The 26,135-nt window shown below is 42.1% G+C and carries 24 protein-coding genes and 1 pseudogene; 9 read left to right on the forward strand and 16 right to left on the reverse strand.

All coding sequences use genetic code 11. The features are described from left to right. Positions 1-11 precede the first annotated feature (11 nt). The 5 genes from AE2B122_RS13790 (at position 12) to AE2B122_RS13810 (ending at position 5,510) form a co-directional block, all read left to right on the forward strand. Positions 12-1,598: an ABC transporter substrate-binding protein gene (locus tag AE2B122_RS13790; RefSeq protein ID WP_175074434.1), complete on the forward strand. Its 1,587-nt coding sequence runs from the start codon at positions 12-14 to the stop codon at positions 1,596-1,598. Positions 1,599-1,667: 69 nt separating this feature from the next. Continuing rightward, on the forward strand, positions 1,668-2,612 hold the full coding sequence (locus AE2B122_RS13795) for an ABC transporter permease (protein WP_175074435.1): 945 nt from the start codon (positions 1,668-1,670) through the stop codon (positions 2,610-2,612). A 21-nt stretch (positions 2,613-2,633) separates the two neighbouring features. Continuing rightward, positions 2,634-3,482, forward strand: coding sequence for an ABC transporter permease (locus tag AE2B122_RS13800; RefSeq protein WP_175074436.1), 849 nt, complete (start codon positions 2,634-2,636; stop codon positions 3,480-3,482). A gap of 13 nt (positions 3,483-3,495) precedes the next feature. Beyond that, positions 3,496-4,512 carry an ABC transporter ATP-binding protein gene (locus AE2B122_RS13805; protein WP_175074437.1) on the forward strand — a complete coding sequence of 339 codons (1,017 nt, stop codon included), beginning with the start codon at positions 3,496-3,498 and terminating at the stop codon, positions 4,510-4,512. Beyond that, on the forward strand, positions 4,509-5,510 hold the full coding sequence (locus AE2B122_RS13810; protein WP_175074438.1) for an ABC transporter ATP-binding protein: 1,002 nt from the start codon (positions 4,509-4,511) through the stop codon (positions 5,508-5,510). The genes AE2B122_RS13805 and AE2B122_RS13810 overlap by 4 nt, the downstream gene beginning before the upstream one ends. Positions 5,511-5,559: 49 nt before the next feature. Here AE2B122_RS13810 and AE2B122_RS13815 read toward each other — a convergent pair whose 3' ends face one another. The 11 genes from AE2B122_RS13815 to AE2B122_RS13860 form a co-directional block, all read right to left on the reverse strand. Then, positions 5,560-6,126, reverse strand: a complete 567-nt coding sequence (locus AE2B122_RS13815; RefSeq protein ID WP_175074463.1) for a histidine phosphatase family protein — start codon at positions 6,124-6,126, stop codon at positions 5,560-5,562. Positions 6,127-6,174: 48 nt separating this feature from the next. After that, the gene (locus AE2B122_RS13820) at positions 6,175-6,789 is read right to left on the reverse strand and encodes an NUDIX hydrolase (protein WP_371809650.1); all 615 of its coding nucleotides are present in this window, start codon (positions 6,787-6,789) and stop codon (positions 6,175-6,177) included. Positions 6,790-6,818: 29 nt separating this feature from the next. Then, the gene (locus AE2B122_RS13825) at positions 6,819-7,874 is read right to left on the reverse strand and encodes a nitronate monooxygenase family protein (protein WP_175074440.1); all 1,056 of its coding nucleotides are present in this window, start codon (positions 7,872-7,874) and stop codon (positions 6,819-6,821) included. A gap of 31 nt (positions 7,875-7,905) precedes the next feature. After that, positions 7,906-8,367, reverse strand: coding sequence for a VOC family protein (locus AE2B122_RS13830; RefSeq protein ID WP_175074441.1), 462 nt, complete (start codon positions 8,365-8,367; stop codon positions 7,906-7,908). A gap of 181 nt (positions 8,368-8,548) precedes the next feature. After that, positions 8,549-10,294: a dihydroxyacetone kinase subunit DhaK gene (dhaK, locus tag AE2B122_RS13835; RefSeq protein ID WP_175074442.1), complete on the reverse strand. Its 1,746-nt coding sequence runs from the start codon at positions 10,292-10,294 to the stop codon at positions 8,549-8,551. Between the two features lie 284 nt (positions 10,295-10,578). Then, positions 10,579-11,421, reverse strand: coding sequence for a metal ABC transporter permease (locus tag AE2B122_RS13840; RefSeq protein WP_217468090.1), 843 nt, complete (start codon positions 11,419-11,421; stop codon positions 10,579-10,581). Further along, on the reverse strand, positions 11,358-12,074 hold the full coding sequence (locus tag AE2B122_RS13845; protein ID WP_175074443.1) for a metal ABC transporter ATP-binding protein: 717 nt from the start codon (positions 12,072-12,074) through the stop codon (positions 11,358-11,360). The genes AE2B122_RS13840 and AE2B122_RS13845 overlap by 64 nt, the downstream gene beginning before the upstream one ends. Positions 12,075-12,288: 214 nt before the next feature. Beyond that, positions 12,289-12,828: a metal ABC transporter solute-binding protein, Zn/Mn family gene (locus AE2B122_RS19240; protein ID WP_254593509.1), complete on the reverse strand. Its 540-nt coding sequence runs from the start codon at positions 12,826-12,828 to the stop codon at positions 12,289-12,291. Continuing rightward, positions 12,825-13,814, reverse strand: coding sequence for a metal ABC transporter solute-binding protein, Zn/Mn family (locus AE2B122_RS19245; RefSeq protein WP_254593510.1), 990 nt, complete (start codon positions 13,812-13,814; stop codon positions 12,825-12,827). The genes AE2B122_RS19240 and AE2B122_RS19245 overlap by 4 nt, the downstream gene beginning before the upstream one ends. Before the next feature lie 81 nt (positions 13,815-13,895). After that, positions 13,896-14,855: a metal-binding protein ZinT gene (locus AE2B122_RS13855; protein ID WP_254593511.1), complete on the reverse strand. Its 960-nt coding sequence runs from the start codon at positions 14,853-14,855 to the stop codon at positions 13,896-13,898. Positions 14,856-15,394: 539 nt separating this feature from the next. Continuing rightward, on the reverse strand, positions 15,395-15,808 hold the full coding sequence (locus tag AE2B122_RS13860) for a Fur family transcriptional regulator (protein ID WP_175074445.1): 414 nt from the start codon (positions 15,806-15,808) through the stop codon (positions 15,395-15,397). Between the two features lie 372 nt (positions 15,809-16,180). Between AE2B122_RS13860 and AE2B122_RS13865 the strand changes: the two genes are divergently transcribed. Both AE2B122_RS13865 and AE2B122_RS13870 read left to right on the forward strand, forming a co-directional pair. After that, positions 16,181-16,435 (forward strand): hypothetical protein, encoded by a 255-nt coding sequence (locus AE2B122_RS13865; RefSeq protein ID WP_175074446.1) that lies wholly within the window; start codon positions 16,181-16,183, stop codon positions 16,433-16,435. Between the two features lie 355 nt (positions 16,436-16,790). Continuing rightward, a pseudogene (locus AE2B122_RS13870) lies at positions 16,791-16,982 on the forward strand (hypothetical protein); the annotation flags it as partial. A gap of 100 nt (positions 16,983-17,082) precedes the next feature. Here the strand turns inward: AE2B122_RS13870 and AE2B122_RS13875 are convergent. After that, positions 17,083-17,832: a hypothetical protein gene (locus tag AE2B122_RS13875; protein ID WP_175074447.1), complete on the reverse strand. Its 750-nt coding sequence runs from the start codon at positions 17,830-17,832 to the stop codon at positions 17,083-17,085. Positions 17,833-18,000: 168 nt separating this feature from the next. On the opposite strand from AE2B122_RS13875, the gene AE2B122_RS13880 reads away from it, so the two are divergent. After that, a complete protein-coding gene (locus AE2B122_RS13880; protein ID WP_095272444.1) occupies positions 18,001-19,203 on the forward strand; it encodes a DUF4317 domain-containing protein in 1,203 nt (400 codons plus the stop codon). Positions 19,204-19,247: 44 nt separating this feature from the next. On the opposite strand, the gene AE2B122_RS13885 is transcribed toward AE2B122_RS13880, so the two are convergent. From AE2B122_RS13885 to AE2B122_RS13895, 3 genes are all read right to left on the reverse strand, one after another. After that, positions 19,248-21,338, reverse strand: a complete 2,091-nt coding sequence (locus AE2B122_RS13885) for a bifunctional UDP-sugar hydrolase/5'-nucleotidase (RefSeq protein ID WP_175074448.1) — start codon at positions 21,336-21,338, stop codon at positions 19,248-19,250. 318 nt (positions 21,339-21,656) lie between these two features. Continuing rightward, the gene (locus AE2B122_RS13890) at positions 21,657-22,892 is read right to left on the reverse strand and encodes a Zn-dependent hydrolase (protein ID WP_175074449.1); all 1,236 of its coding nucleotides are present in this window, start codon (positions 22,890-22,892) and stop codon (positions 21,657-21,659) included. Positions 22,893-22,909: 17 nt separating this feature from the next. After that, the gene (locus AE2B122_RS13895) at positions 22,910-24,103 is read right to left on the reverse strand and encodes a hypothetical protein (protein WP_175074450.1); all 1,194 of its coding nucleotides are present in this window, start codon (positions 24,101-24,103) and stop codon (positions 22,910-22,912) included. A 365-nt stretch (positions 24,104-24,468) separates the two neighbouring features. On the opposite strand from AE2B122_RS13895, the gene AE2B122_RS13900 reads away from it, so the two are divergent. Then, positions 24,469-25,539, forward strand: a complete 1,071-nt coding sequence (locus tag AE2B122_RS13900; RefSeq protein ID WP_095219667.1) for an aldo/keto reductase — start codon at positions 24,469-24,471, stop codon at positions 25,537-25,539. Positions 25,540-25,663: 124 nt separating this feature from the next. Here AE2B122_RS13900 and AE2B122_RS13905 read toward each other — a convergent pair whose 3' ends face one another. Further along, positions 25,664-25,951, reverse strand: coding sequence for a hypothetical protein (locus tag AE2B122_RS13905; protein WP_095272458.1), 288 nt, complete (start codon positions 25,949-25,951; stop codon positions 25,664-25,666). Positions 25,952-26,135: the final 184 nt, after the last annotated feature.

Raw genomic sequence — 26,135 nt, forward strand, 5'->3', positions numbered from 1 at the left:
GAGGAATTATATTGAATAAGAAGTTTGCACTTATATTATTCGGCTTAATGGCCACCATCGCCCTGTTCGGGTGCTCCAGCAATTCCAGTAGCAGTTCCGGCGCAAGCGGCGGGGACCCTGTGGAAGGCGGCGACTTGAACGTTGCGATGACTGCTGACCCTGATACGCTAGACTGGATGTATTCCGGAGAAAGTGCTACTAGGAAGATCGGCTGGCATATTTATGAAGGTTTGTTTGCACTGGATCATGATTATCAAGTACGCCCTTTGCTTGCTGACGATTACACTGTTAGTGATGATAAGAAGACTTACACGATCACGCTTCGTGACGGATTGAAATTCCATAACGGGCAAGACGTTACAGCTGAAGATGCGAAGGCTTCAATCAATCGCTGGCTGAAGGTCTCCTCTGTCGGTAAAATCACTGCAACGCATGTTGATTCAGTTGAAGCAACAGATGACCTGACATTGGTCATTACGCTTAACGATCCGTATACCGCTTTGCTTACTGATATGTCCGCACCAAAAGCATCAGCAGTCATTATTCCAGCTGACATTGCTGAAGCAGCAGGCGAACAGCCGCTGACAAACGAGCAGCTGATCGGTACAGGTCCATTCAAATTTGATTCCTGGAAGCGTGGGAATGAGATTATTCTATCCAAATTCAAAGACTATCAATCTCGTGAAGAAGAAGACTGGGGCGGTTTGACAGGTAAGAAAACTGCATACCTGGATACAATTCACTTTAAAATCGTAAAGGACCCGCAAGTTATGCTTAACGGTTTGAAGACAGATTTATATGATTACGTACAATCCATTCCGCTTGATTTGTATGATGTAGTTGATACGACACCGAATGTCGAACCAGCTATTTCCAGCAACGGCTATTCCGTCATTACACCTGATAAGTCAGAAGCACCTTTCGATGACATTCAAGTCAGAGAAGCACTTCACGCTGCACTTGATAAAGAAGCCATTGCCAAAGCAACTTACGGCAACAGCGAGTTTTATAATTTAGATGGTGCCTTGTTTACACCAGATCAGACAGCTCTTTATTCGGATGAAAACATCGATAACTTCGAGGCCTTTAATCAGGATGAAGCTAAAAAACTGCTTGAGGAGAGCTCTTATGATGGGCAGCCAGTGAAGATCATCTTCTCTAATGACCATGCAGAGTATAAGAAAATTGCCGAAATCGCAGAACAGCAGCTTGAAGCAGTCGGTTTCAACGTTGAGCTGGAGTCCTATGAATGGGCAACTTACCTGGAAAAATGGAGCGATGGCGCTAACTGGGATATGGTCGTAGTCGGCTGGTCTCCATTCTTCTCGCCTAATCAAGCTGGTGTAGTAAGCCAGGATTCCAACAGCAGCGGCTGGTACAACAGCGAACGCTGGCAAGAGCTTATCGCACAGTGGGGTGAAGCAGAAGATGAAGCAGCCCAGCAAGAGATTCTCGCTGAGCTGAACAAGACGATCTATGACGAGCTTCCATTTGAGAAAGTAAGTAACCTTTCCACTCTGGATGCACGCACTTCCAAGTTGCAGGATTATGATGATTGGTATGGTCCTCGCTTCTGGAATACATGGAAATCACAGTAATGCCCCGAGAAAATCGCCTGCGTTACCGCTGGCGATTTTCTTCCATTTCTAAATAAAGGAGTGACGTATGTGCTTAATTACACGATTCGCAGGCTACTATCTGTCATACCAGTTATGCTTGTTGTCAGCATCATTGTATTTCTGCTCGTTCACTTGACACCCGGAAATCCAGCTTTCATCATCCTTGGAGAAGACGCTTCACCGGAAGCCATCGCACAGCTGGAAGAACAGCTTGGTTTGAATGAGCCTTTGTATATCCAATTCTTCGACTGGATCAAACAAGTCATCACAGGTGACCTAGGGACGAGTGTCTACTCTGCCCAGCCAGTTACGGAACTGATCTTTGGTAACTTTGGACCGACTATTAGCTTGATGGTATTGTCCCTGCTCTTTATTTTGGTCATCTCCATTCCGCTTGCGATACTGATTGTGTCCCTGCGCAAAACGATTCTCGATCCATTATTTACCAATGCTTCCCTTCTAGGTGTATCAATTCCAGAATTCTGGCTGGCAATTTTGCTTGTGCTCGTGTTCGGTGTGACATTCCCGATCTTCCCGGTCGCCGGCTATATGCCGCTTGCCGAAGGCTTCGGTCCATGGATCTACCATTTGCTGCTGCCTGCTTTTGTGCTGGCATTAGTGGAAATCGGTATCATTGCCCGAATGCTCCGGGACAGCATGCTTGATTCCGTAAACCAGGATTATACAAAAACAGCACGGGCAAAAGGCGTTCGTGAACGCGATGTCTTGATGAAGCATGTTTTCTCCAATGCGCTCATCCCGACTACAACTGTTCTTGGTGCCACGGTCGCCGGTCTGCTAGGCGGGACGGTTATTATTGAAACACTTTTCACTATCCCAGGCATCGGGCAGCTTTTAATCGACTCGATTCACCGACGGGACTACCCGGTAATTCAAGGTGTCGTGTTATTTATTGCCGCGATTTACGTCCTGGTCAACTTAATCGTCGACCTTTTGTATGCATTTCTTGATCCGAGGATCCGCTATGACTGAGCCGAAGGAGGTACATAAACGATGATGTCCAAGAAGAGGAATATTATAGCTCTTACGATTTTCTTACTCGTTGCATTAGCGACGATAACTGCCAATGTGTGGCTGCCGGTCTCCCCCACAGCGATAGACGCTAACCAGCGCCTGCTTGCACCATCTGGCACCCATTGGTTCGGTACAGATGATTTCGGGCGTGACATCTTTGCCCGGGTTGTCGTTGCAGCTCGCGTGTCACTCGCTGTCGGCGTCATTGTTGCTGTCGCGGCGACTATAATCGGCACACTGATCGGCCTTGTATCCGGCTATTTCCGGAAAACTGATTTTATCCTAATGCGGATTGTAGATGGCTTCCTTGCCTTCCCTGCCCTTTTACTTGCTTTAGCTCTCGTTGCAGCCTTAGGCGGAAGCATTACGAACATCGTCATCGCCCTGACAATTGCCTTCTTTCCAGTCATGGCACGTGTTGTCCGCTCTGCCGTGCTGCAAATCAAAAACGCACAATACATTGAAGCAGCAAGAACGACCGGAACGAATAATGTAGTGATCATTTTCCGTTATATCCTGCCAAACGTACTCTCTCCGATTATTGTGCAAAGTACTTTCATCTTTGCCAAAGCAATACTGGCAGAAGCAGCACTAAGCTTCCTCGGTGTCGGAGTCAATCCATCAACACCGACCTGGGGTAATATGCTGCAGGAATCACAAATTTATATCACGATCGCTCCTTGGTTCTCTATCTTTCCTGGTATCGCAATCGTCATTACTGTTTTGTCATTGAATATACTCGGTGACGGTCTCCGTGATGCTTTCGATCCGCATAGCGTCAAGAAGAAACGAAAACGCAAACCAAAGCAAACAGCACCAGCTGCCTAGAGGAGGTTTCATTATGCTAGAAGTGAACAATCTGCATGTACACCTGGATACACCAGCTGGCCTCGTCAAAGCGGTTGATGGTGTATCCTTCCGGCTCGAAGCCGGGCAGACAATCGGCATTGTCGGGGAATCCGGCAGCGGGAAAAGTGTGCTCGCCCACTCGCTGACAAAGCTAAATCCGGAGCCTCCAGCAACTTATCCGAAAGGAGAAATCCTTTTTGAAGGCGAGAACATCCTGAAAATGGATAAGAAGCGTCTGCGTAATTTGCGTGGAAAAGAAATTGCCATGATCTTTCAAGACCCAATGTCGAGCCTTAATCCTGTCTTCAAGATAGGCAGACAGTTGATGGAAGCCATTCAGACACACCAGAAGCTTTCGAAAAAAGAAGCTCGCCAAAAAGCAATCGAGCTGCTGATAGATGTCGGCATTCCAGATCCAGAACGACGGATGCAGGATTATCCACATCAGTTTTCCGGCGGGATGCGCCAGCGCGTTCTGATCGCCATTGCACTTGCTGCCAGACCGAAGCTGCTTATCGCCGATGAGCCGACGACAGCTTTGGATGTAACGATCCAGGCCCAAATCATTGAACTATTGAAAAGTATCCAAAAAAAATACGGAACAGCCATCATCATGATCACCCATGACCTTGGCGTCGTAGCAAATCTAGCAGATCGTATTCTTGTCATGTATGCCGGCAAAATTGTCGAGTCCGGCAGTACAGCAGATATTTTTTATGATACGGCCATGCCATATACGTGGTCGCTGCTGCGCTCGATTCCAAGACTTGATGCAGCCGGCTCCGAACGACTGCTGCATATCGAGGGTCATCCGCCGAATCTGATTCACCCGCCAAAAGGATGTAATTTTCATCCTCGCTGCCCGTTTGCACGCGATGCTTGTCTGCAAACAGATCCGCCGCTCGCAGAACGAGGTACAAACCACTCGGCTGCGTGTATACTCAGCAAGCCTGAATTCGATAAAGAAAAACGTGCTGTTGCCGAACGGAAAGGAGTGCTACTGTCATGACCTCATTATTGGAAATTAAAGATCTGCACGTCCATTTTCCGATTAAGAACGGCGTTTTACAAAAAACAACAGGTCATGTAAAAGCCTTGAATGGTATTGATTTGACTGTGAAAAAAGGTGAGACTCTAGGGATTGTTGGAGAATCAGGCTGCGGGAAAAGTACGCTTGCCCGAAGCATCGTCGGACTGCAGAAGCCTACTTCTGGAGACATTCTCTTTGAGGGAAACAACTATACAGGCGCATCTTCCAAGGAGCTTTATGAGCTGCGCCGCAATATGCAAATGGTTTTCCAGGATCCGTATACAAGTTTGAATCCGCGTATGAAAGTGAGCGAAAGCATTGCTGCTCCGCTTAAGGCGTACAAAAGGACCAAGAACCTGGAATCGCGCGTCAAAGAGCTGATGGAACTCGTCGGATTGAATCCGGATGACCATTATAACCGGCTGCCCCATGAATTCTCTGGCGGTCAGCGCCAGCGGATCGGAATCGCCCGCGCCATTGCTCTGGAGCCGCAGCTGATCGTCTGTGACGAACCAGTCAGCGCACTCGATGTATCTGTCCAAGCTCAAGTGATCAATCTATTTCAGGATCTTCAAAAGAAATTGAATTTGACGTATGTATTCATCGCACACGACCTTTCCGTCATCAATCACATTGCTGACCGTGTCGCCGTCATGTACCTCGGCAAAGTGATGGAAAGATCCAATCGGGAATCTTTCCAGACACACGCGCAGCATCCTTATACAAATGCACTGTTATCCGCGGTGCCGCTGCCGGATCCAGACAAAGAACGCGCACGGGAGCGCATCGTCTTAAAAGGCGAACTACCCTCCCCTGCCAATCCGCCATCAGGATGCGTGTTTCACACCCGCTGCCCGAAAGCGACGGAATTCTGCAAAACGAACATCCCCGTTCCGGAAGAGCGCGGCGTACCGGGACAGGAAGTGGCTTGCTTCTATCCTGTTGGTGCAGAGGAGAAAGCGAGAATCACATTATAAATAAAGCAACCTGCATGGGCAGGTTGCTTTTTTATGTACTATAACAAGATCAGTTCCATACCCTTTTTATCCCAAGCAGTTCAAGACCATTGAACTCCATCCTATAGACGTCTGGCTTAGATGATTGTAACAAGAAGTCCAATTCATACCGACTGTCATAATACCCCATCATCAGTGTCATGACAGCACCATGTGTACCTATCACTACTTTAGAACCCTGATAGATTCTCACTAAATCCTCCAATACTGCTACAGCCCTTTTCTGACATGCTGCATTCGACTCCCCTCCTAGCAAGGAGAAGTTAGGATCAGCAAATGATTTCTTCAACAAAGGTAATAGTTCCTCATCAGAAATCCGCGTATCCCCAGAAGCAAAAACACGTTCCCGAAGATCCTCGATTTTCTCAATTTCTTTTCCCACACGTTCTGCCAAGCCACGAATTGTTTCAACCGCACGTGTGTTCGGACTAGAAACAAAAACTTCAACTCCTTCTTCCTTTAAGGATTCGGCAATCTTTATAGCATCCTGCTCTCCTTTGTCAGTCAAACCTCTCGTTCTTTCATTACCTACCTTAGGCGATTCGCCATGTCTAATCATATAAATGATAGTAGTTATGATTACACCTCCAATCTTTTTTTCGTTTTGGCACTGAAAAGGTCCTGATTAATCAAATACACTCTGTTTGTTTGGATCTCGCAGAGATTCGAACAGCATCTTGATTTGAGCTTCCGTATTTCTCTTTAACGACAATGGCGGCAGCTCCGTTTCGCCAAAGAAGCCTATTTCACTCGTCTCCACACTTTCTTGCGCTCCACCGCCGACAACCTCGCATTGCAGGAAGATCTTGTAGTAGTGAAACATTTGCGGCTTATCAGTATGCTTATCCGAATCCAGCACCGCTAAAAGCTTCTTCGGCACAACGTCGTACCCCGACTCCTCTTTGATTTCCTTTACAGCATTCTCACTGGCCGATAGCCCTACCTCACAAAAACCGCCCGGCAGTGACCATCGTTCATCCATCTTCTCTTTCACTAACAGTAGCTTCCCTTCCCGGAAAACAACGCCGCGTATATCCAGCTTCGGGGTTGGATATCCTTTTTCTGCTGCAAGTGTCTTCTCAACGTCCTCTGCCGACTGCTTTGTATAGTTTGCGATGATCTCCGCACTGAGCTGCTGCAGTTCCGCATATCTCTCCCGATCAAATACATCTTTAGAGAAATGCAGCCCAGCTTGGGAGATTGCCTGTATTCTTCTTGCCCATTCGAGCCATTTTTCCAAGACTATCACCTATTATCCGTTATCGTATTTTATTCCTCGTCTACTAGTTTATGCACCAGTTGCTTTGCAGTGATAGGCTCAGCTAAATTTGGGTTTTGCCCACACCATAACGACATCATATTTCTATCATTGTTTTGTGCTGCTTCGGATCGGATAGCCTTTGTCAATGTATTCTGGATAGGAAATTCCGGCAGTTCCTGTTCAACCTTCCGCATGTTACGGATAAAGTCATTCTCGATTCCTCTGGCTGCCTTGCCAGAGAACGCTTTCGTCAATGTTGTCTTGTCCTCTTGCTGCCCCTCTAGAATCGCTTGTTTATGTAATGTGTTTGCACCGCTTTCTGTACATGTTAAAAACGCAGTTCCGAGTTGTGCTGCTTGGGCGCCTAAACATTGGGCCGCTTGCACGCCGCGACGGTCCATTATACCTCCTGCGGCAATGACCGGAATGTTCACCTGATCGACAGTTTGCGGTATGAGTGCCATCAGTCCAATCATGCTTTGTTCCACTCCCGCTAAAAAGTTGCCCCGATGACCACCTGCCTCGCTTCCCTGCAGGACAACTGCATCCATTCCAGCTGCCTCAATTGCCAGCGCCTCTGACAGAGTAGTTGCTGTGCCGATGGTGTATGTGCCCGCTTGCTTTAAAGAGTGGATTACATCAGGAGAAGGCATCCCAAAAGTGAAAGAACAGACTGGTACCTGTTCTTCTATTATGACTTTCACCTGCTTAAGGAATATCTCTAAGGTCTGTTCATATGATGTGAATTGACTCTCTATAACTGATGAGCCTAGTTTCTCTAGAAAAGGCTTAAGCGATAGCTGCGCTTTAGTAATTACATCCTTCTCTTCTTTGTAAGGACTTGGTACAAACAAATTGATACCAAAAGGTTTGTTTGTTCCAGCTTTTATTTCTTGTATTTGGCGACGAGTACTTTCAGCTTCCAGATAACCTGCACCTATCATCCCTAATCCGCCTGCTTCAGATACAGCCGTCACTAATTCTGCTGTTGTTATTCCTCCAGCCATGGGTGCTTGGATAATTGGATGAGAGATGGATAAGGCTTCAAGTAAACGATTAGTCATTTTTCGGACTCCCCCCTTTCTATTCTGCGCTCTAATTCATAACGTTTTCTTTCTCCCATTCACTCAAATACATCCTTGAAGTAACATTGTTGGGGTTATCTATCCTCGCAATCAGCTCCAGACTGTTTCCATCCGGATCATTAAAATGAATCTTTGCATGTGCCATTCCATCATGCGCCATCACAAAAGGCTCATGGGGGCCAAATCCGAAAGCTTCTCTCGGCTGATAGCCTCTCTCTTTTAACCATTCGGATGCACCTTTTAAATTTTCCAAACTTACTTGGAATGCAACATGTCTGATTGACGGATGATAGGCAAGCTCCGCTTTATCTGATTCCCAGAGACCCAGCCAGCTATGGTTCTTTGTAATCCAAAAGAAAGCCAACCTATCTTCATGGATATGGGAAAGCTCCAGGCCTAAACCTTGATAAAATTTGATGGATTCTTGCAAATTACGTACTGGAAGATGAGCTTCATATAAACCTTCTATCATTTGTTCCGCTCCTTTCATGATTCACTACCAATATATAACAACCTATCAGCTAATAAGAAATAGATTTGCGAATAATAGCATATAGTTTTTATTTATTACTTGATGACAACGTATGTAAAAGGCTGTGGAGCTTGCTCCACAGCCTTTTACTAATCTCCATAAATACCGCTTCTTGTACTGTTTACCCTCTCAAACTATCAGCCAACTTTGTAAAGATAACTCCCAATGCATGCGCCCCAGCATCCGGATGACCAAGACTGCGCTCTCCAACCGTACCCGCGCGCCCCATCCGTGCAACAATCTCCTTTGTCTTCTCCGCACCAGTCACTGCAGCTTCGGCTCCTTTTTTGAAGGCTGTCTGCACGTTTTCACTAGCTGCAGCACTCTGGTTCCAGCTGTCCGCACATGGAGCAAGCGCATCGATCAATGTTTTATCTCCAACCTCGGCTCCACGACCAAATGATCGTTCCCCAATATCTTGGATAGCCGAGACGACACGCTGCAGCAGTTCAGCGAATTCTGCTACAGAGAGCTCTTGCTTTCCTTCAGCTGCTTTTCCAGCAGCTCGGAATGCACCGCCCCAGATCGGACCTGATGCACCACCGCAATGCTCCATGATCACCATGGAAGAGGCATCGAGGAAACCAGCTATCGTCAGGTCATCTTGACCGATTATCTGTTTCCATTCTCGTTTCAACTGACGGAAGCCTTTCGCTACACTATTACCGAAATCACCATCTCCTGCATGTGTATCCAGCTTGTTGAAGGCTGATTCATTTTCAATGATAATCTCGCTCATTTTATCCACTAAGTAGATTATGTTTTCCAATGAGATAGAGTCCTCTTTTACTTGTGCATATGAGCTATCCGTTTCTACTTGGTAAGAAACATCCGCATTATCTACTGTTTCTTTGAATTCAGAAAACGCAGGTTGCTCTATAGGTCCGTCAATTTTGAAAGCCGGTGTATTTGATTGGCTGGATAGCAAAGTACGCAGTTCATCATCAAGTGACATGATCGTTACCGACACACCTGCCATATCAATACTAGTCATATAATTGCCTACGAATATCCGGTTTATCTTGATATTCCGTTCGGCCAGTTCACGATTGACAGATTGATTGAACAGATACAATTCCTGTAATGGTGTGCCGCCAAATCCATTAATCAACAAAGCCGCATCTTCCTCAGGCTGTCCTTCCTTCAGCAGATCCTCGACCATCCGTTTGGCTAGTTCGTCGGCTGAAAGAACTTTTTCCCGTCGTATACCAGGTTCACCATGAATCCCGACTCCATACTCCATCTCATCCTCAGCAAGCTTAAAGGTCGGTTCACCTCCTGGTAAGGTACAGGATGTTAAGGCAACACCAATGCTGCGCGTCCGTGAAACTGCTTTCTCAGCTACCGCCTTTACCTGCTGTAAGTCACGGCCCGCAGCTGAAGCTGCTCCAGCAACCTTATGTACAAGCACGACTCCAGCAACACCGCGTCTTCCGACTGTATACAGACTATCTTCCACAGCGATATCATCATCAACTTTTACATAATCCACTTCCAACCCATCTTCTTTAGCCAGGTGGGCTGCATTTTTGAAGTTCATAATATCACCGCTGTAATTCTTGATTATAAGCAGCGTCCCATTCTTTCCTGCTGTTTCCTTGATAGCTTGATATACTTGTATTTGCGAAGGAGATGCAAACATATCACCGCATACCGCTGCATCCAGCATACCTTCTCCGACAAAGCCTGCATGGGAAGGCTCGTGCCCGCTGCCTCCTCCGCTGATCAAGGTGACTTTATCTGTTTGCAGCTGTTTCCGTTTTATCACTTTATACTTCTTCAATAGCTCGAGTTCCGGGTGAGCCAATACCAATCCGTGACACATCTCCAGGACAACATCCTCTGGTCGATTAATTATCTTTTTCATCGGTTATCCTCCTCTTGTACAAGCAAAAGTGTCTTTCTTCCTTCAGCTTAACAGAACAATTAAGGAATTGCACAAACTAGGTAGACAAGTCTGAATACTTTATATACATTCACCGCATGAATCTTTGCTCTTATCAAAAGAGGCGAAATGAAAGACCCAGTGCAGCTTCGGCAGTCTACTATAACCAGACGGTATTAAATACAGAAGGCTGATATATTCTGAGAATGAGAAGCGTGAACTGACGGGACTAGAGACCTATTCCACACATTGAATAGATCGATATTTTAGAGCTGCTTCTTATACAAACCTTTGTTCATCTTGAATACTTTTGCTAATTTTTTACAGATAGTTATAATTGCCAGGACAGTAACAAGGATCAAGGTAATGGTTGCACCCGGTGGAGTACCATACTCATAAGAAGTTACTAATCCGCTTAGCATACCAATTAACGTAATAGGTATTCCTATTACAATTGTGCTTGAAAAACTTCTGCTCAAGCGCATAGAGATCGCTGCAGGTATAACTAAAATTGCTGATACTAATAATGCACCTACAATCGGCATAATAATAGCAATGGTTACCCCAGTTAACACGTTGAATAAGATTGACATAGTTTTTATAGGCAAGCCAGCAGTAAATGCCGTTTCTTCATCAAAAATCATTACATACATTGCCTTACGAAATATTAGATATAAGCCCAAAATGATACCTGCCAATATATATAGTATCCAGACCTGCTCCATACTGATTGTCACAATCGATCCAAATAAAAATTGGTTGATATTCAGTGCCGTACTACCTTGATTCAAACTGATTAAAAACAATGCTAAAGCCATTCCTCCTGACATCAATATGGCAATAGAAACTTCGGAATATGTCCGATATAACATGCGCATATATTCCAGCAGTACTGCAATTGCTACAACCATCAAGATATTTGTCCAGGTTGGGTTGATGCTGATTAATAGTCCTAATGCGACTCCAGCTAATGAAACGTGGGCTAAGGTGTCTGCCATAAGTGACTGCCTTCGTAATATAAGAAACAATCCTAGCATTGGAGCAATTACTGAGATGATAATTGAGGCTTGGAAAGCTCTTTGCATGAATCCATAGAGAAACATCTCCAAGGTAATCCCTCCTTTCGTATAAGTTCAATATGCTTATTACAGTACTTTCGAAGTTCATCGTGATCATGTGTAACCATCAAAATTCCCTTCCCGTGCGACTCACTGTGATGCTTTAATAACTTGTAAAATTCCTCACGTGATTTAGTATCCATTCCTGTGGTAGGTTCATCCAATACAAACAGATCTGGGTCTGTAGCAAAAACACGTGCTATAGAGATTCTCTGTTTTTGTCCACCCGACAATTCGCCGATCTTTTTGTAGCGCATATCCCACATTCCAACCGATTCAAGGGCATGCCTAACTTGTTCTTTATCCTCTTTAGTTAATTTTCTAAACCATTTGCCTCTTTGATAACGACCAGACTGAACTAATTCCCATACTGTACTGGGGAAGCCAACATTAAACGAAGCCACTTGTTGAGGGACATATCCAATCATTAACTTCTCTCCGAAACGATTTTTGGGCGATAAGCTAACTTGTCCGGTTGTGGGCTTTAGTAAGCCCAAAATGTTACGTATTAAAGTGCTTTTAGCAGCTCCATTTTCGCCTGTCAGCATCACAAAGTCTCCTGGGCTTAATTCAAATGAAATACCTGTTAGAACAGGTTCCTTTTCATAATGAAAAGCAAGTTCATCTACTTTAATATAGTACATGATTATATATATCTACCTTTCTATTCTTTTCAATGTAAAGAGAAACAAAACTCTATAGAATGCTATCACCTGCTAAATATCCTTACGAACTCCACTTCACAATACTAGACAAACGGATACTTTGGACACTAACACTGAGATAAGCTTGGTTAACCACCAATAAGGCATCAATGGTCAACCTCATTTTATAAAGCCTGTTTCTCATTTTACTTGTTTAATTGATGCTAGCTTGTAATGCTTCTAGGTTTTGACGCATTGCTTCCAAATATCCCAAATCGTTAGCTAATAATTCCTCAGAAAGCACCTCTAAATCATATAAGATAGCCGTTTCTGTCCCTGTTTCATTCGCAACAGTTTGAGCGATAGATGAGCTAGCCCCTTGTTGATAATAAATAACTGGAACGGTGTGTTCTTGAACTAACTCACCAATTTCAGCAATTCGGGATGGACTTGGTTCTACTTCAGTAGATAACCCGCCTATCGCAATTTGTTCTAAATCATAACGTTCTGCAAGGTAGCCGAATGCTTGATGCTGTACGACAAAAGCTCGATTTTCAGCATCTTCCAATGTAGTCCGATATTCTTCATCTAAAGCCTTAAGCTCTTCCACAAAAGCTTCTGCGTTTTCTTCATAAATTTCTTTTCCATCTGGATCTGCTTCGATTAAGGCATTACGAATAGCAAGGACTTGATCTTGCGCCAATACCGGATCAAGCCATATATGAGGATCTTGATTCTCATGGTCATCAATCAACACAGAAACCGGACTTGATTCTGCGTGGACATTATTGTCATTATCATAAAGTACAGCCTTCGCTTCAAAGCTTTCTCCTGTTGTTTTATATTCAAAACGCTCAGTCTCTTGATCTGGTACGCGGTTTCCCAATCTTGATTTGCATCTTCTCTCATGAACCATTTCCAGTTTTCATAATCTGCCTCTTCACTCTCGGCAACAAGTGTCACAACATCGCCTGTATGATAATGATCTGCCAAGCCCGCAATCGTTATTTCTTCTCCTTCTTCTGCATCACTGTGATTTTCATGTTCATGTCCTTCGTGCTCTTCCTCCTGCACAGAGGAATCATGATTGTCAATATTAAGTTCTACTGGTTCAGATTCTGCATGAACATTATGATTATTATCATAAATAACTGCTTCAACTTCAAAACTTTCTTCCGGAGCATCATAGCTAAATATTTCTGTTCCTTGTCCAGAAATAGCTACCCATTCTTCATCTGCATTTGCTCGTTGATACCAATGCCAGTGATCATAATCTGCATCTCCTGATAACTTTGCCGTTAGCGCGATCTCATCTCCAGTGTGATAGTGGTCAGCCGCACCTTCAATTTGTACACTATCTATGTCCGATTTATCCGGTCCGTCTGCGGCACGTGAAATGATAAGGTCGTCATTTTCTACGGTATTAAATAAACTTTTTGTCCAAAACTCCATTTCTTCACTGCTGTAAACAAATACATCCGCTTCGTTTACAGCTGCTACATCTTGTGCACTAGGTTCATAGTGATGTGCATCTTGTCCTTCGGAGACCATTAGCTGCACATCCGCTCGATCTCCAGCTACATTCTTAGTGAATTCATACATAGGCAAAAAAGAAGCTATAACGGAAATCTTGCTTTCTTCATTGTTAGGGGATTCTTGGGTTTCTTGTGACTGACAACCGAAAAGAACTGCTGTTACAGTAAAAAGAACTAATAAGGTTCGGAGTATTTTGGGATTCACTATAAACTCTCCTTTGCGATATTAAGAAGTAAGACAAAAGCAGGGAGAAGAAAAGCATTTTGCTTCTCTTCTCCTCTCTGCTTAATGCGCTAATTGGTCACGGACAATATCATCTGCGTCTAAATTAGAAGGATAATAAGTTGGCCAATGTGTAACCTCTTCTAGTAATTCTTCACGATCGTCTCCCCAATATAAATGATAGTGATGTGAATCTGTTGGAAAAATGTTGTGGTCACTGAATTGAATATAGTTTGGCATGTCATCATTTTCGCCCACTAGCTTATAAATAAAGCGTACGCCTCGATTACCCGCTTCGTAATTAAGAATCTCGTATCCATCGTATTCGTACTCACCTTGGGATTCTTGTCCATTACGGAAAAACGTCACATTACCATTATCAATGGTGATACGTTCTACATCTGTTTCATATCCAGTTGTATAGTATTCTTTGTATTCTTCCGCTGTCATATCGCCTTCTTCTGCTTTGTGTTCAAAGACTTCGTCTAAGTCACCATCCAAAAGGTAAGGGTATACAGACTGCCAATCTCCTTCCCAATCAGATAATTCACGATTCTTCACTTGTTCATCTTCAAAGATACCTTCATAAATGTTACTGCTTTCTTCATCATGACCATGGTGATCGTCGATAACAATGGTAACTGGCTCGGACTCTGCATACACTTCATGATTATCATCGTAAAGTGTAGCTTTAATTTCTAAGCCATCAGCAGTTGCTTCCCCTGTAAAGGTTTCACCCTCTTGACCAGAAGCCGCTTCCCATTCCGTTTGATCACTTTCTTTTATGTACCAATGCCAGTGATCATAATCAACATCTTCACTGAGTACAGCAGTTAATTCAATCGTATCTCCGGTATGGTAATGATCACCTAATCCTTCTACCGTAATTTCTCCTGGCTCCCGTACTTCTGTCTCTTCTGTTTCTGAGGCATTATTAGTAGCTGCTTCTTCTTCTGAATCTTGGCAAGCAACTAATATTGTGCTTAAAGCCAATAAACTAATAAACAAAGATAATTTCTTCAACTGTGTTCTTCCTCTCTCCATAACGGTATCGTAATCGTAATCTTTACGCTTTAAAGACTATACGCACTTTTACCAATTGTCAAGATTAAATATACTTTTTTCCAACTCCAACAGAAATCGGTAGATATGTCGGATGAAGATTAAAAAATATAGAGAAAAAGATATGGATACACGTAATTGAAAGGAGCTTAAAATGTCATGAGGAAAGACATAACTTATCAAAGAGGAGTTCGGTACACACACATTTGGTTAGAGGTGTGGAATTAAGTTTCAGTTAAATATTTAGAAATAGATAGAGTTAGCACTATTAATTTAGATAGATATAGACCAAACAGTTTTTTTCGATACTTAGAAAGGTATGACTTGAAGAAGTAAATCGTGTGTTAAAAAGTGTATTAAGTTCTTAATGGACTTCGTATCAAATTTTATAGGTGAAATTCTGATCATTTCGATGCGATAGTTAAGCATTTATAGTTATCTATACTAAATTCTATTACTGGTATGATTGTATTTTTCAAAAAACCTTTATATTCCTTCAATCATTTACAAGCAGGACATATCCCGTAAACTTCAAAAAGGTGGTTGCCGATTGTGTAATCTTTCGGTAACACATTCCGTACATTTTCTAATAAGCAAACTTCAATTAATTTAGTATGTCCGCATTTTTTACAGATGAAATGATGGTTATGCCCTTCAGCATTACAATGGAATCTAAAATTCTTCAAACCATCTATAATAGTCATTTCTAAGATACCTATTTCTACCATGGTATAAAGGTTGCGATATAAAGTATTGTAACTTGCTCCTGCGAACTTTAAATTGAACTCTTTCCATACAACAATAGCAGCAGTATAATCTAAGTTCTTTTCAAATATTTGAAGTAACTTATCTCTCTGAACTGTTTGTCTATAACCATTTTCTTTTAAGATCTCTAGTGCTTTTCTTCTATTCACAACACATCATTCCCGACGTATAAAAATTGGATGTCCTCGCGTATGTCCAAATTATTGATAAACGGAAACAGATGTTAAATTCCACTACGTTAACGAACTTAATATTGTCAATCAAACCACTACGAATCTTTTGTTATCTGAGACCCCCATTTCTTGCATATACCGAATCGGAAGTGTATATTAGAATTCCCTCCTTCAAAACGTAATGATTACATTTTAAGTTGGGTACAGCATATCTTCTAATAAACTTTTAGTCAATATTTTTCTAAAGAATCTCATTGCGAGTAATATAACTTTTCTTTACTTCATTTAATATTTTGGGTTGAATTCGTCTATATGCAAATTATTATCATTAAAGGATGTGATATAAATATGAGTTTAAAGAAAGATTGTTCCGATTTCTTAACCAAACATTTAACCACTACTAGAAGTTATACTTTGGAACATAATAATATTTTTCATATTATGGATAGCCAATTTATTGTTGCAGAGTTACTTGATGCATCTGATGATGAGCTGTACACAATTTTAGATATCTTAAAAAGAATGGAACCTTCTCAAGATAATATTCACCTATTTTTATCTCATATGGCCGCAATGTATATTACAGTTAATATAAATACATAATTGCAACCTGACTCCTTTTCTTAACTATTCTCTTTCCTTATTTAGTAGTAATACTTTCTTTTTGTCAGCTGATAGTAAAATTCTGGTAAAAAATCACTCCCACTAAAAAGCGTATAACATTCTAAACAGGACAAACTGATAGTTTAAAACTAGTTAAGATAGTTCAGTGAATACTCCTGACTGTTCACTTCCATTAGAAAAAAGATATATGCGCTTCGGCCGTGAGGATTCCTCTTGTACAAGAAAAAGAAGTTTTGACTAATATAAAACAGCCCACTTAATATGGGCTGTTTTTCGTCGTCCAAAATATCATCTCTTCCCTTCCGGCCTCTTGCAGCTCTTTATCTCCTTGCTTTCCCTGCAATGCAAGCCGGCAGATACACGTATTTCTTTGCTGCTGAAAGCAGCATGCAACGAGGACTTCTCGCCGCTTAAACCAAGATTCAAAGAGTATGACGGCTATCCGGATATCATTTTTATCAATAAAAGTACGGATATTATCTTCTTCATCTATGACGACCGTGGATGTAAGATCATTGCAAAAGAACCAGCGGCGCTCGATATGTTTTCAAGTCAGTTATCTAACTATACATATGATAAAAAGACAGGAGATTAATAGTCTCCTCTCTTTAGGCAGCTTAAATGTTCTAATCGAATAAATTTACCACACCAAAGTATTCCAATAATGTTACCTTACGCCCTTCCCTATCCCATCTATGATATTCCTCAAACACACGCAATACGTCGTTTTGAAACTTACTTTCAACCAAATATTTAACAGTAAATCCGCTTCGCCAATAATCAAACATTATGCTGGTTAGACTTCCCTTATAGGAACTGCTGCCGAAATCCTCCAATGAATGATTTCCATACTTGTCTTTAAATAGCTTTATAAGCTTGTATTCGATATTGCTGATATCCTCAAATTCCTGCTCTTCTAACAGATGCTTTCTGGATAAATAATCGCACATTCCTTCTTCAAACCAGATGCCATCTCCTCTATCATCTTCAAAATCATCCAAAAATAAATCCGAATGATGTGTCAATTCATGCCCTGCTATTGCCAATACTTGATTACTGGATATCTGCTCATAGAAAGCCCTTATTTCAGGATAGTCTTGACCTTCTAATTGTTTGAGAAACAGTGTTTTCCACGCAGAGAGCTCAGGTGTTATATAAATGATGTCCTTATTCGTAAAAGCTGGGATCGGCAATTCAGAAAAAACGGATGTTGCCAGATCCGGAGTAGTCCAGATGATTGCTTTTGGCAAGTCTACTAATTTGTATTTTGTTTGGAGTACACTCTGGTAAGCGGAAAGTTTCTCTTTAAATTGTTCTGAAATCATCTGATACTTTTCATATTCTTCTGCATTCTCTAGAGAAAAAATATATTTCATTCTAAAGCTCTTTTTGATATATGATTTTTCTTTAGATTTTAACATAATTATCCAAAAAGTAATTTCATATATTTCAAAAACCTACATTAAAAGTGCCGTTTTGCAATCTAGCTCTATGTTAAAATAAGTGAACATGCTTTTCACTCTATATAAGGAACGGGAATCGATATGAATAAAAAAGACATCGCAACTATTCGCAGGCAATTTAAAAAAGGCAATGATAAACTTAAAATCTCTGATATTTTTAACGTATATGTCATGAAAGAATCAAGTGACATTTATCATCATGAAAGTATGCCATTCGGTATGCTCGATGAGGATCAGCAAGAGCTATTCCTAGGTAACTTCAAAAAAGTACTTGCGGGCCAACCGGATGAAAAGTTATTCGAGCTGAAATTCAAACGTGACGTAGAAGACAGCAGTCAGTTCATCCTGCATCGCGGCTTACTTACGAATGATGTTGAGGAATGGACAAACGACATGCTTGCGCTTGTTGCTAAAATGCTGGAGGACAGACAATATGAGCACGATGTGGTCATTTCATTCATTAAGGCAGAATACCTGAAAGCCCAGAAACGTCAGGGTGATGATTCAGAGGAAAGCGCCAATGATACGATGTACTCCCACTCCTTCCTGCTTTGCAGCATCAATAAGACACAGGAACCGAAAAAGGAATTGGAATTTGACTATGTGGAAAGAGAATTCAAGTACAATGTCACAGTAAACCCTGTTATCAATCTGCAAGCACCGCTATCAGGATTTTTGTTCCCATGCTTCAACGATAGCGCCGCTGATGTAAACCATGTGCTGTACTCTACAGCAAAAGCATTTGAGCCAGACACAGCATTTATCGAGGATGTATTGAATGCCGAAGAAATCATGACAGCAAGAGATGATAAAAGTGTCTTTGAAGAGATCGTCAAAGATATTACTGGTGATCAGCTTAATACCTCTGCCCTTGCAAGTGTGTATGAGGAAATCAATCGCGTAGTAGAAGAAAATGAAGAAGACGAAGCACCGAAGCTTGATCGACAGGATATCCAACGCGTCCTGACAATGAGTGGCGTAGAAGATGTGACCCCGGAAAAAGTGGAAACCGCTTATCAAAAGGTCATCGATGATGAGAAATATGAAATGAAGGCAACCAGTGTATTGCCGAAGTACAATTCAAAATCTATTAAAATCAAAACAAAGGTTGCTAATATCGCAATCAGTCCAGAAGATCTGCGCTATGTACGGCAAGTTGTCTTCAACAATAAACGCTGTATCATGATTGAAGTCGAGGAAGATACCGTCATTGAAGGATTTAAGATGGCTGAAGAGGCTTTGGTTAATAAGGTTAATAGAGAAGAAGAAGCTGAACAGTTATAAAATAATAAGGATGCTGCATCATGCAGCATCCTTATTTGTATTAGTTAAGCTTTCGCTTTCTTTCTTTTGAAGATAAAGGTAACAACACCTGCTGCAAGCAATACTGCTCCTGCCAGCATGTACGTATACATATTCGTGGCCGTGTTTGGCAGCTTACTTCCACTTCCACTGTAGGCTGGACTCGTTTTGTCATCAGAAACTTTCACGATGCTTCCGCCTGAGTTGCTGCCATTGCCACCGTTATTTTGGCTGCTTGGCGGTGGTGTGCTGTCTTTATCATCTTGATTATTTTTATCTTCGTCAGTCGGCTTATCGTCATCTTTCGGATCTTCCTGTGGTTTGTCTCCAGGGTTCTCTTCTTGATCGTTACCTTCATCATTTGGATCTGGAGTTTCTTCATTCGGATCTGGGGTTACTGGATCTTCCTCATTTGGCTCCTCAACAGGTGGTTCTATCGGTTCGGGATCTGCTCCTAACAAGTCCGTAATACGACCCTCAATGACTGGATTGACTACACCTTTCAGATCCTCCACCATATAATCACGGAATTGTTCCCAATCGATCTCGCCTAGATCTTGTACACGCCCATCTGCATATGCTTGGGCGAATACTTCATAACCGTCCCCGCCTTTTGCAGTGAAGTTATTCGTTGTAACGTAGTAAGATTGATCCGGACTAATATCCACATATTCTTCACCAGTTTTCACTTGCATGCTTACAATACGGGAACCTGCTTCCTTCGTGCTGTCATACGCAAATTTCATACCGGAAACCTGCAGGAAGCCGCCGCTTTCTTCCGGAGCTAATCGAACACTGTACTCAAGAATCTGCTTGATTTCATCTCCAGTCAATTGCACAACCGCCGGGTCATTTCCGAACGGTAATACAGTAATCACTTCACCGACAGTAATCGGCCCTTGATCAATTGCTGCCCGGATTCCGCCGCCATTTTGCATAGCGATAGACACTTCCGGCATTTTTTCCTGTGCTTTTACAAGCATAGCATCCGTAATTAGATTACCTAATTCCGTTTCGTTTGCCCGCACACTTACATTACTGTCGGTAAGTCTTGGGTTGGTAAGCGGTTTTTGCGCTATTGCACCTGTCTCTTGATTGGATACCTCATCAACTTCTGATTTAAAAGCGCTAAGCGTGTTAAGTGCTTCTGGATCAGCTTGTTTCTGTGTTACATCAATCAAATGACCAGATGAGCCAGTTACAACGCCTTGCTCATTAAAGTTTACATCGAGCTCCCCTAAATATTGCGCATACTGATATGCCTGTACAATAACTGTCGGATCTTTTGCAGCACCATTTTCATCCGTGGTAACAACTGTCGGCTCGTTTAACTGTGTATGAGAATGACCGCCAACAATGACATCAATTCCGTCAACCTGCTCTGCCAGCATCAAATCATTACCGACTGCAGGGTTGCTGTCATAGCCAAGATGTGTGATGGCTACGATTTTATCAATGCCCATTTCCTCAAACGATGCAACTGCTCGCTCTGCTTCGGCTTTATAATTAGTAATTTGTGCATCAACAGGACTGGAAGTCATCAAAGTCTCCTCTGTTGTCAGCCCGAAGATTCCAATCTTCTCTCCGTTTACTTCTTTAACCATTCCATCGTATACAATGCTATCCTGCGCTTCTTCTGTAAATGTATTGCTCACTCGGCCGCTCGCGAAAGGATCAGCAGACAAGTCTACGTTTGCAGAAACAAAAGGAAAATTCGCACCTTCGATAAATTTGGACAGAGAAGCATGACCGTTCTCACTGGAACCAAGATCGAACTCATGATTCCCGAACGTCATTGCATCAATATCCATCATGTTCAAAAGAGCTAAATCCGCTTGCCCTTGGAATTGGTTGAAATAGAGTGTCCCTGAAAAAACATCACCTGCATTAAATAACAAAGCATCTGGCTTCTGTTCGCGAACTTCTTTTACCGCTGTCACCATATTCGGCAGCGGCTCCACACGCGCGTGCGTATCGTTCATGTGCATGATTGTCAAAGAAAAATCTTTCCCATTTTCATCAGCTGCATATGTACTGGTCGGTAAAACAATTGATGATAAAATAGCTATAATGGCAGCACTGCTTAGTGAAAACTTAAAACGCTTCTTACCCTTCATAAGATCGATACCCCCAAATTAATAGTGAATTTCCGACAATGTGTGCACTATTCCAATATGCCAACCTTGTCGACTCTTCTACATAATTGTAGAAGCATACTATTAATTTATCATTAAAATATTGTGAATAATTATATATTTTCATAAATTATTGTTTTCTTTTTACGGGGATGGGAAATTAAAACTTCTTTATGAGACACTTAATCCTGGATAAGCTCCCTTACGATTCCATTATATCCACATAAAAAGAGAGCTGGGCACTTTCCATTTCTGGATGGCGCCTAGCTCTGAATCGTCTTGCTAACTTTGTAACGCTATTTACTCTTCCTTTACCTCGGTTAACTCCTTCGCAGCTTCATAGAAAATTCCTGTAGCTTTTGCTATGTGCTCCGAGTCCGACCATTCTTCGGGACAGTGACTTAACCCTGCCTTACTTGGTATGAATAGCATGCCCACGTCCGTGAAGTCGGAAAAGATCATCGCATCATGTCCTGCTCCGCTATTGATAGAGCAATACGATACATTACTTTCCTTGCTCTTATCTTCAAGAAGTGCGCGAATATTTTCATTCAACGTTTTAGGCTGAATATATAGCTGCTCTTCAGCTAGTATCTCAATCCCATTCGTTTGATGTGTGTTTATGCATACCTTCATCTTCTCAATCACATTCAGTACATGTTCTTCTTTCCCGGACCGTAAATCGACCGTAAATACAACCCTGTCAGGAATGACATTTGCTCCATTCGGAAAAACATTTAGCCGTCCTATAGTGAGAACCGTGCCATTCCCTTCTTCCACAGCAAGTTCAGGCAATTGACTGATGATTTTGGCTGCTGCTATCAAAGCATCTGCTCGACGGTCCATTGGAGTAGTCCCTGCATGGCCTGCCCGTCCTTTGACTGTCACTTCATATTGAGTCAACCCAACGATTGCATCAACAACACCGATAGGAATATTTTTTTCCTCTAAGATAGGACCTTGCTCAATATGCAATTCAAGAAATGCTTTCATCGTTTTTGAGTCTCTTCCTTTTGGAAGCGATGAGTCCAATCCTATTTTTTGCATCGCTTCTACTGTAGAAACTCCATCCCTATCTTTAAGACTAATAAAATCGTCTTCACTAAGCACACCAGTAATTCCTCGTGAACCCATCAGCCCCCCGCCAAAACGAGAGCCTTCTTCTTCCACTAAAGCTACAATTTCAAGCGGATACTTCGGTTTCAAATCATTTTCTTGAAAAAGATTCGCTACCTCAAGCGCTGCCACTACTCCAGCTGGTCCGTCATACGCTCCTCCGTTCGGCACGGAATCGAAGTGAGAACCAATCATCACACTAGGTGCATCCTCCAGAGTGCCTTCCAGCTTTCCGAATATATTGCCGAATCCATCTTCGGTTACCGTCAATCCTGATGCTTTCATTTGTTCTTTAATATAGTTACGGGCATGGAGGTCCTCCTGGCTGTATGTGAGACGCGTTGTACCTGAACCAGGTGTTGCAGTAAATTGTGCTAAAGCCTCTATATGCTGTTCAATCCGTTCTTTTGTTTTACTCAAGTTATATTCTCTCCCTATTACAAGAAACCAACAAAGATTCCTGCTAGTATGACTGACACGATGGTTACTGTGATAAAGCCCCCCACAAGCATTGGCGGCAGCATCCGGCTTGTTAATGCTTCTCTTTCCTTTTCATCTTCAGTTAAGGACTTGATTACTTCGTTTGTGATGATGTAATCCGCTGGGAATCCGTAGAGTGCAGTTAGTGAAACCGCGAATGCCATATTCTTGCTTACTCCTAAAATTTTACCTGCAATAAAAGAGAAGATGTACATTCCAATCACGCCAATAACAATGGTTCCTACAAGCGGATACAAGATCTGAAGCATCATGCTTGGTGTAGCCTGATTCAATCCGTCAAAGATGAACAGCATTAGCACTAAGATTGCAATTCCAAATCCATTTGCCTTTTGCAAGGCTTGCTTTTCAAGGAAACCGACACTAGAGGCAATAACCCCGAATAATAAGCAAAGGACGAATGGACTGATTGAAAATAATGGTGCCACCAGAGTAGATACAAGATACGCTGCATAAGAAACTAGCGCCAGCTTGAAAAACTTGAGGAAATCAGTGTTATATTTTTCAGGCAATCTCCATCTGGAAGGTGCTGCTTCCACAGTAGCAGCTATTTCTTCTTTCGCTTTATCAGTCACGTCTACCTGAAGCTCACCATTTCGGTAGAGCTTCAGCAGTCGTTTCCCTTCTTTCTTAAGTACAAATGATGTAATTGGATAGCCTGCAAAACCTTGCATCACATAAATGACGATAGCAAACACTGCCAAAGATGAAAGACCTGCCTCACCAGCTGCATCAGACATGATCAGAGCAGAAACCACTCCACCTACTAAAGGCGGAATCGCTACAACCATTGTTTCAAAACCAAATATGAGTGTTCCAACCGATAGCAGCACAACCACAATTCCCAAAATACCAGACAGTGCAATCACAATCGTTTTCCACTGCGTTTTCAATTCTTTAATCGACAGCAATGTCCCCATATTGGTAATCAAAAGGTACATCATCATCGTTGCCACAACTGGCGGAACACCAGCCACTGCTACGATATCTGCTGGGAAGAAGGTCCAATAACCTACAAGAAATAAAATTGCACATATAAATATAGATGGCACCCAAGCCTTCGTTCGAACAGCGACTAAGTCACCGATGAATAAAATAAGGGTAAGTATGACTAAAGCTAGCATTTGTGACATAAGGGGTCTCCTAACTTCTTGCTGTATTTTTAAAACAAATGAATAAATATTCAAAATAATAAAGACATGTATGAATAATAATATATTTAAACTTTTCAGTCAATTTAATTTTTTCTTTTTAAATTTCTTTGATACTCTTTTGCATTCTTAGGATTCAATCTTTATCCTCCTTACAACTATTTGATTCTGGATTACTCTATATCAGTTAGAAACATTTTATAATTTTTTTCTGTTGAAAAAGATCAGCACGCACTACCTCTGCTTGATGTAGAGCTATACGTAAATATCGGCTAGTTTTACAAATTTTATGGTCGGGTATGGTACTTAAGATGCATGATAAAAAAACTTTTAATTAGGAGGCAACCATGGAATATATTAATTTAGGCAACTCGGGCCTTCGAGTTCCAAAATATATACTTGGAACTATCCCGTTCAGCGGTACGAATGGCTTTGAAGCTGCTGGTAATGTAAAAGAAGACGAAGCGCGCAGAATGCTGGATATGTCACTAGAAGCTGGCATCAATATGTTTGATACGGCGAACCTTTATTCCGAGGGAGATTCAGAACGTGTACTAGGTGCTGCTATCAAGGGACGCCGGGATGAAGTTCTAATCAATTCAAAAACTGGCTTTCCACTTGGAGATGGACCAAACGCCGGAGGAGCTTCTCGTATTAATATTGAAGCATCTATCGACCAAACACTGCAGCGTCTTGGTACAGATTATCTTGATTTGTATTTTGTCCATCTTTGGGACGGTCGCACACCAGTCGAGGAAACAATAGAAACGATGACCAACCTTATCAAAAAAGGGAAAATTCGATATTGGGGCGTTTCTAACTATAGCGGCTGGGCACTTGCGAGAACTTTCACTGTCGCACAGCAGCCTGGATACACCCCTCCAATTACACAGCAAATATATTACACACCAGAAGCTCGCGAAGCAGAATATGAACTGCTCCCAGCAGGAACCGAACTCGGCATTGGGAACATGATCTGGAGTCCGCTCGGTGAAGGGCTTCTAAACGGAAAGATAGGCCGGAATAAAACAGCACCCGAAAACACTCGCCAAGGCGGCGGCTGGTCAGAGCCTTGGGTGCAGGATCAGGAACGACTTTATAAAGTGATTGATGCACTGGAAGAAGTCGCAGCAAACCATAATGCTTCTGTGCCTCAAATCACCTATGCATGGATCAGAGACCGTCCAAACGTTGGGCCGATTGTTATTGCAGCACGCAATGAGGAACAATTGAGGGAAAACATTGCTTCATTTGAAATTAAATTAACACAAGAAGAGCATGACCTTATCGAATCACCTGCACGCCCGGCGCCAATATATCCGCTCTGGCACCGTGCTATGAGTTCATTTGAGATGGGAAGCCCTGCGGAGATAACGTATTTGCAAGGGTATAAGCAGTCAATGGGTTTGGATGATTAATTATAAGATGGATGCAAAAAGTACTAAATCCAGCACTCGGTTAAAGTGCTGGATTTAGTACTTTTACTAATGATTGTTGCATTGCTGACGTAATTAGATAATTAATAACAGCAAGCCTTATATCTTAATGTTTATCTTGAATAGAATTAGCTGTACCAGTGAATTCAAATCCATAGAAGTCAGCAGAAACATCTTCTCTCAAAGATCGATTCTCTCTTAAAGCTACTGCTAGAGGTTCCTTCGGATTTAAAGTTTGCCCCGTTTTTATATTCAAATTGATATCTTCACCGGGAAAATATGCTACGAATTTCTCCATGTCGCATACGGCGATAGATAAATCTGCAGGTATTGATGCTTTTATGATAGGTATTATAGAAATAATACTTTCTAAAGATTCTACTTTGTGAAACATATAAAGACTTCTCCATTCCCTATTTTTATATAAATTTCTTCAATTTGCCAACTAGAATCAAAAAAAGAGACTTAGGATATTATCCTAAGTCCTTCATCGCTTGGCATTACGATGATTTGTGTGATACCGGTGGCCGGGGTCGAACCGGCACTCCTTACGGAACACGATTTTGAGTCGTGCGCGT

Origin of the sequence: Terribacillus sp. AE2B 122 (assembly GCF_902497585.1) — a bacterium.
GTDB classification, from domain to species: domain Bacteria; phylum Bacillota; class Bacilli; order Bacillales; family Amphibacillaceae; genus Terribacillus; species Terribacillus saccharophilus_A.

Excerpts from the sequence above, each read along its gene's own strand:
- AE2B122_RS13830 (WP_175074441.1), bottom strand. The coding sequence starts at position 8,367 with ATGATAGAAGGTTTATATGAAGCTCATCTTCCAGTACGTAATTTGCAA.
- AE2B122_RS13845 (WP_175074443.1), bottom strand. The coding sequence starts at position 12,074 with ATGTACTATATTAAAGTAGATGAACTTGCTTTTCATTATGAAAAGGAA.
- AE2B122_RS13810 (WP_175074438.1), top strand. The coding sequence starts at position 4,509 with ATGACCTCATTATTGGAAATTAAAGATCTGCACGTCCATTTTCCGATT.
- AE2B122_RS13905 (WP_095272458.1), bottom strand. The coding sequence starts at position 25,951 with ATGTTTCACAAAGTAGAATCTTTAGAAAGTATTATTTCTATAATACCT.
- AE2B122_RS13880 (WP_095272444.1), top strand. The coding sequence starts at position 18,001 with ATGAATAAAAAAGACATCGCAACTATTCGCAGGCAATTTAAAAAAGGC.
- AE2B122_RS13805 (WP_175074437.1), top strand. The coding sequence starts at position 3,496 with ATGCTAGAAGTGAACAATCTGCATGTACACCTGGATACACCAGCTGGC.
- AE2B122_RS13885 (WP_175074448.1), bottom strand. The coding sequence starts at position 21,338 with ATGAAGGGTAAGAAGCGTTTTAAGTTTTCACTAAGCAGTGCTGCCATT.
- AE2B122_RS13800 (WP_175074436.1), top strand. The coding sequence starts at position 2,634 with ATGATGTCCAAGAAGAGGAATATTATAGCTCTTACGATTTTCTTACTC.
- AE2B122_RS13895 (WP_175074450.1), bottom strand. The coding sequence starts at position 24,103 with ATGTCACAAATGCTAGCTTTAGTCATACTTACCCTTATTTTATTCATC.
- AE2B122_RS13865 (WP_175074446.1), top strand. The coding sequence starts at position 16,181 with ATGAGTTTAAAGAAAGATTGTTCCGATTTCTTAACCAAACATTTAACC.
- AE2B122_RS13875 (WP_175074447.1), bottom strand. The coding sequence starts at position 17,832 with ATGAAATATATTTTTTCTCTAGAGAATGCAGAAGAATATGAAAAGTAT.
- AE2B122_RS13825 (WP_175074440.1), bottom strand. The coding sequence starts at position 7,874 with ATGACTAATCGTTTACTTGAAGCCTTATCCATCTCTCATCCAATTATC.
- dhaK (WP_175074442.1), bottom strand. The coding sequence starts at position 10,294 with ATGAAAAAGATAATTAATCGACCAGAGGATGTTGTCCTGGAGATGTGT.
- AE2B122_RS13900 (WP_095219667.1), top strand. The coding sequence starts at position 24,469 with ATGGAATATATTAATTTAGGCAACTCGGGCCTTCGAGTTCCAAAATAT.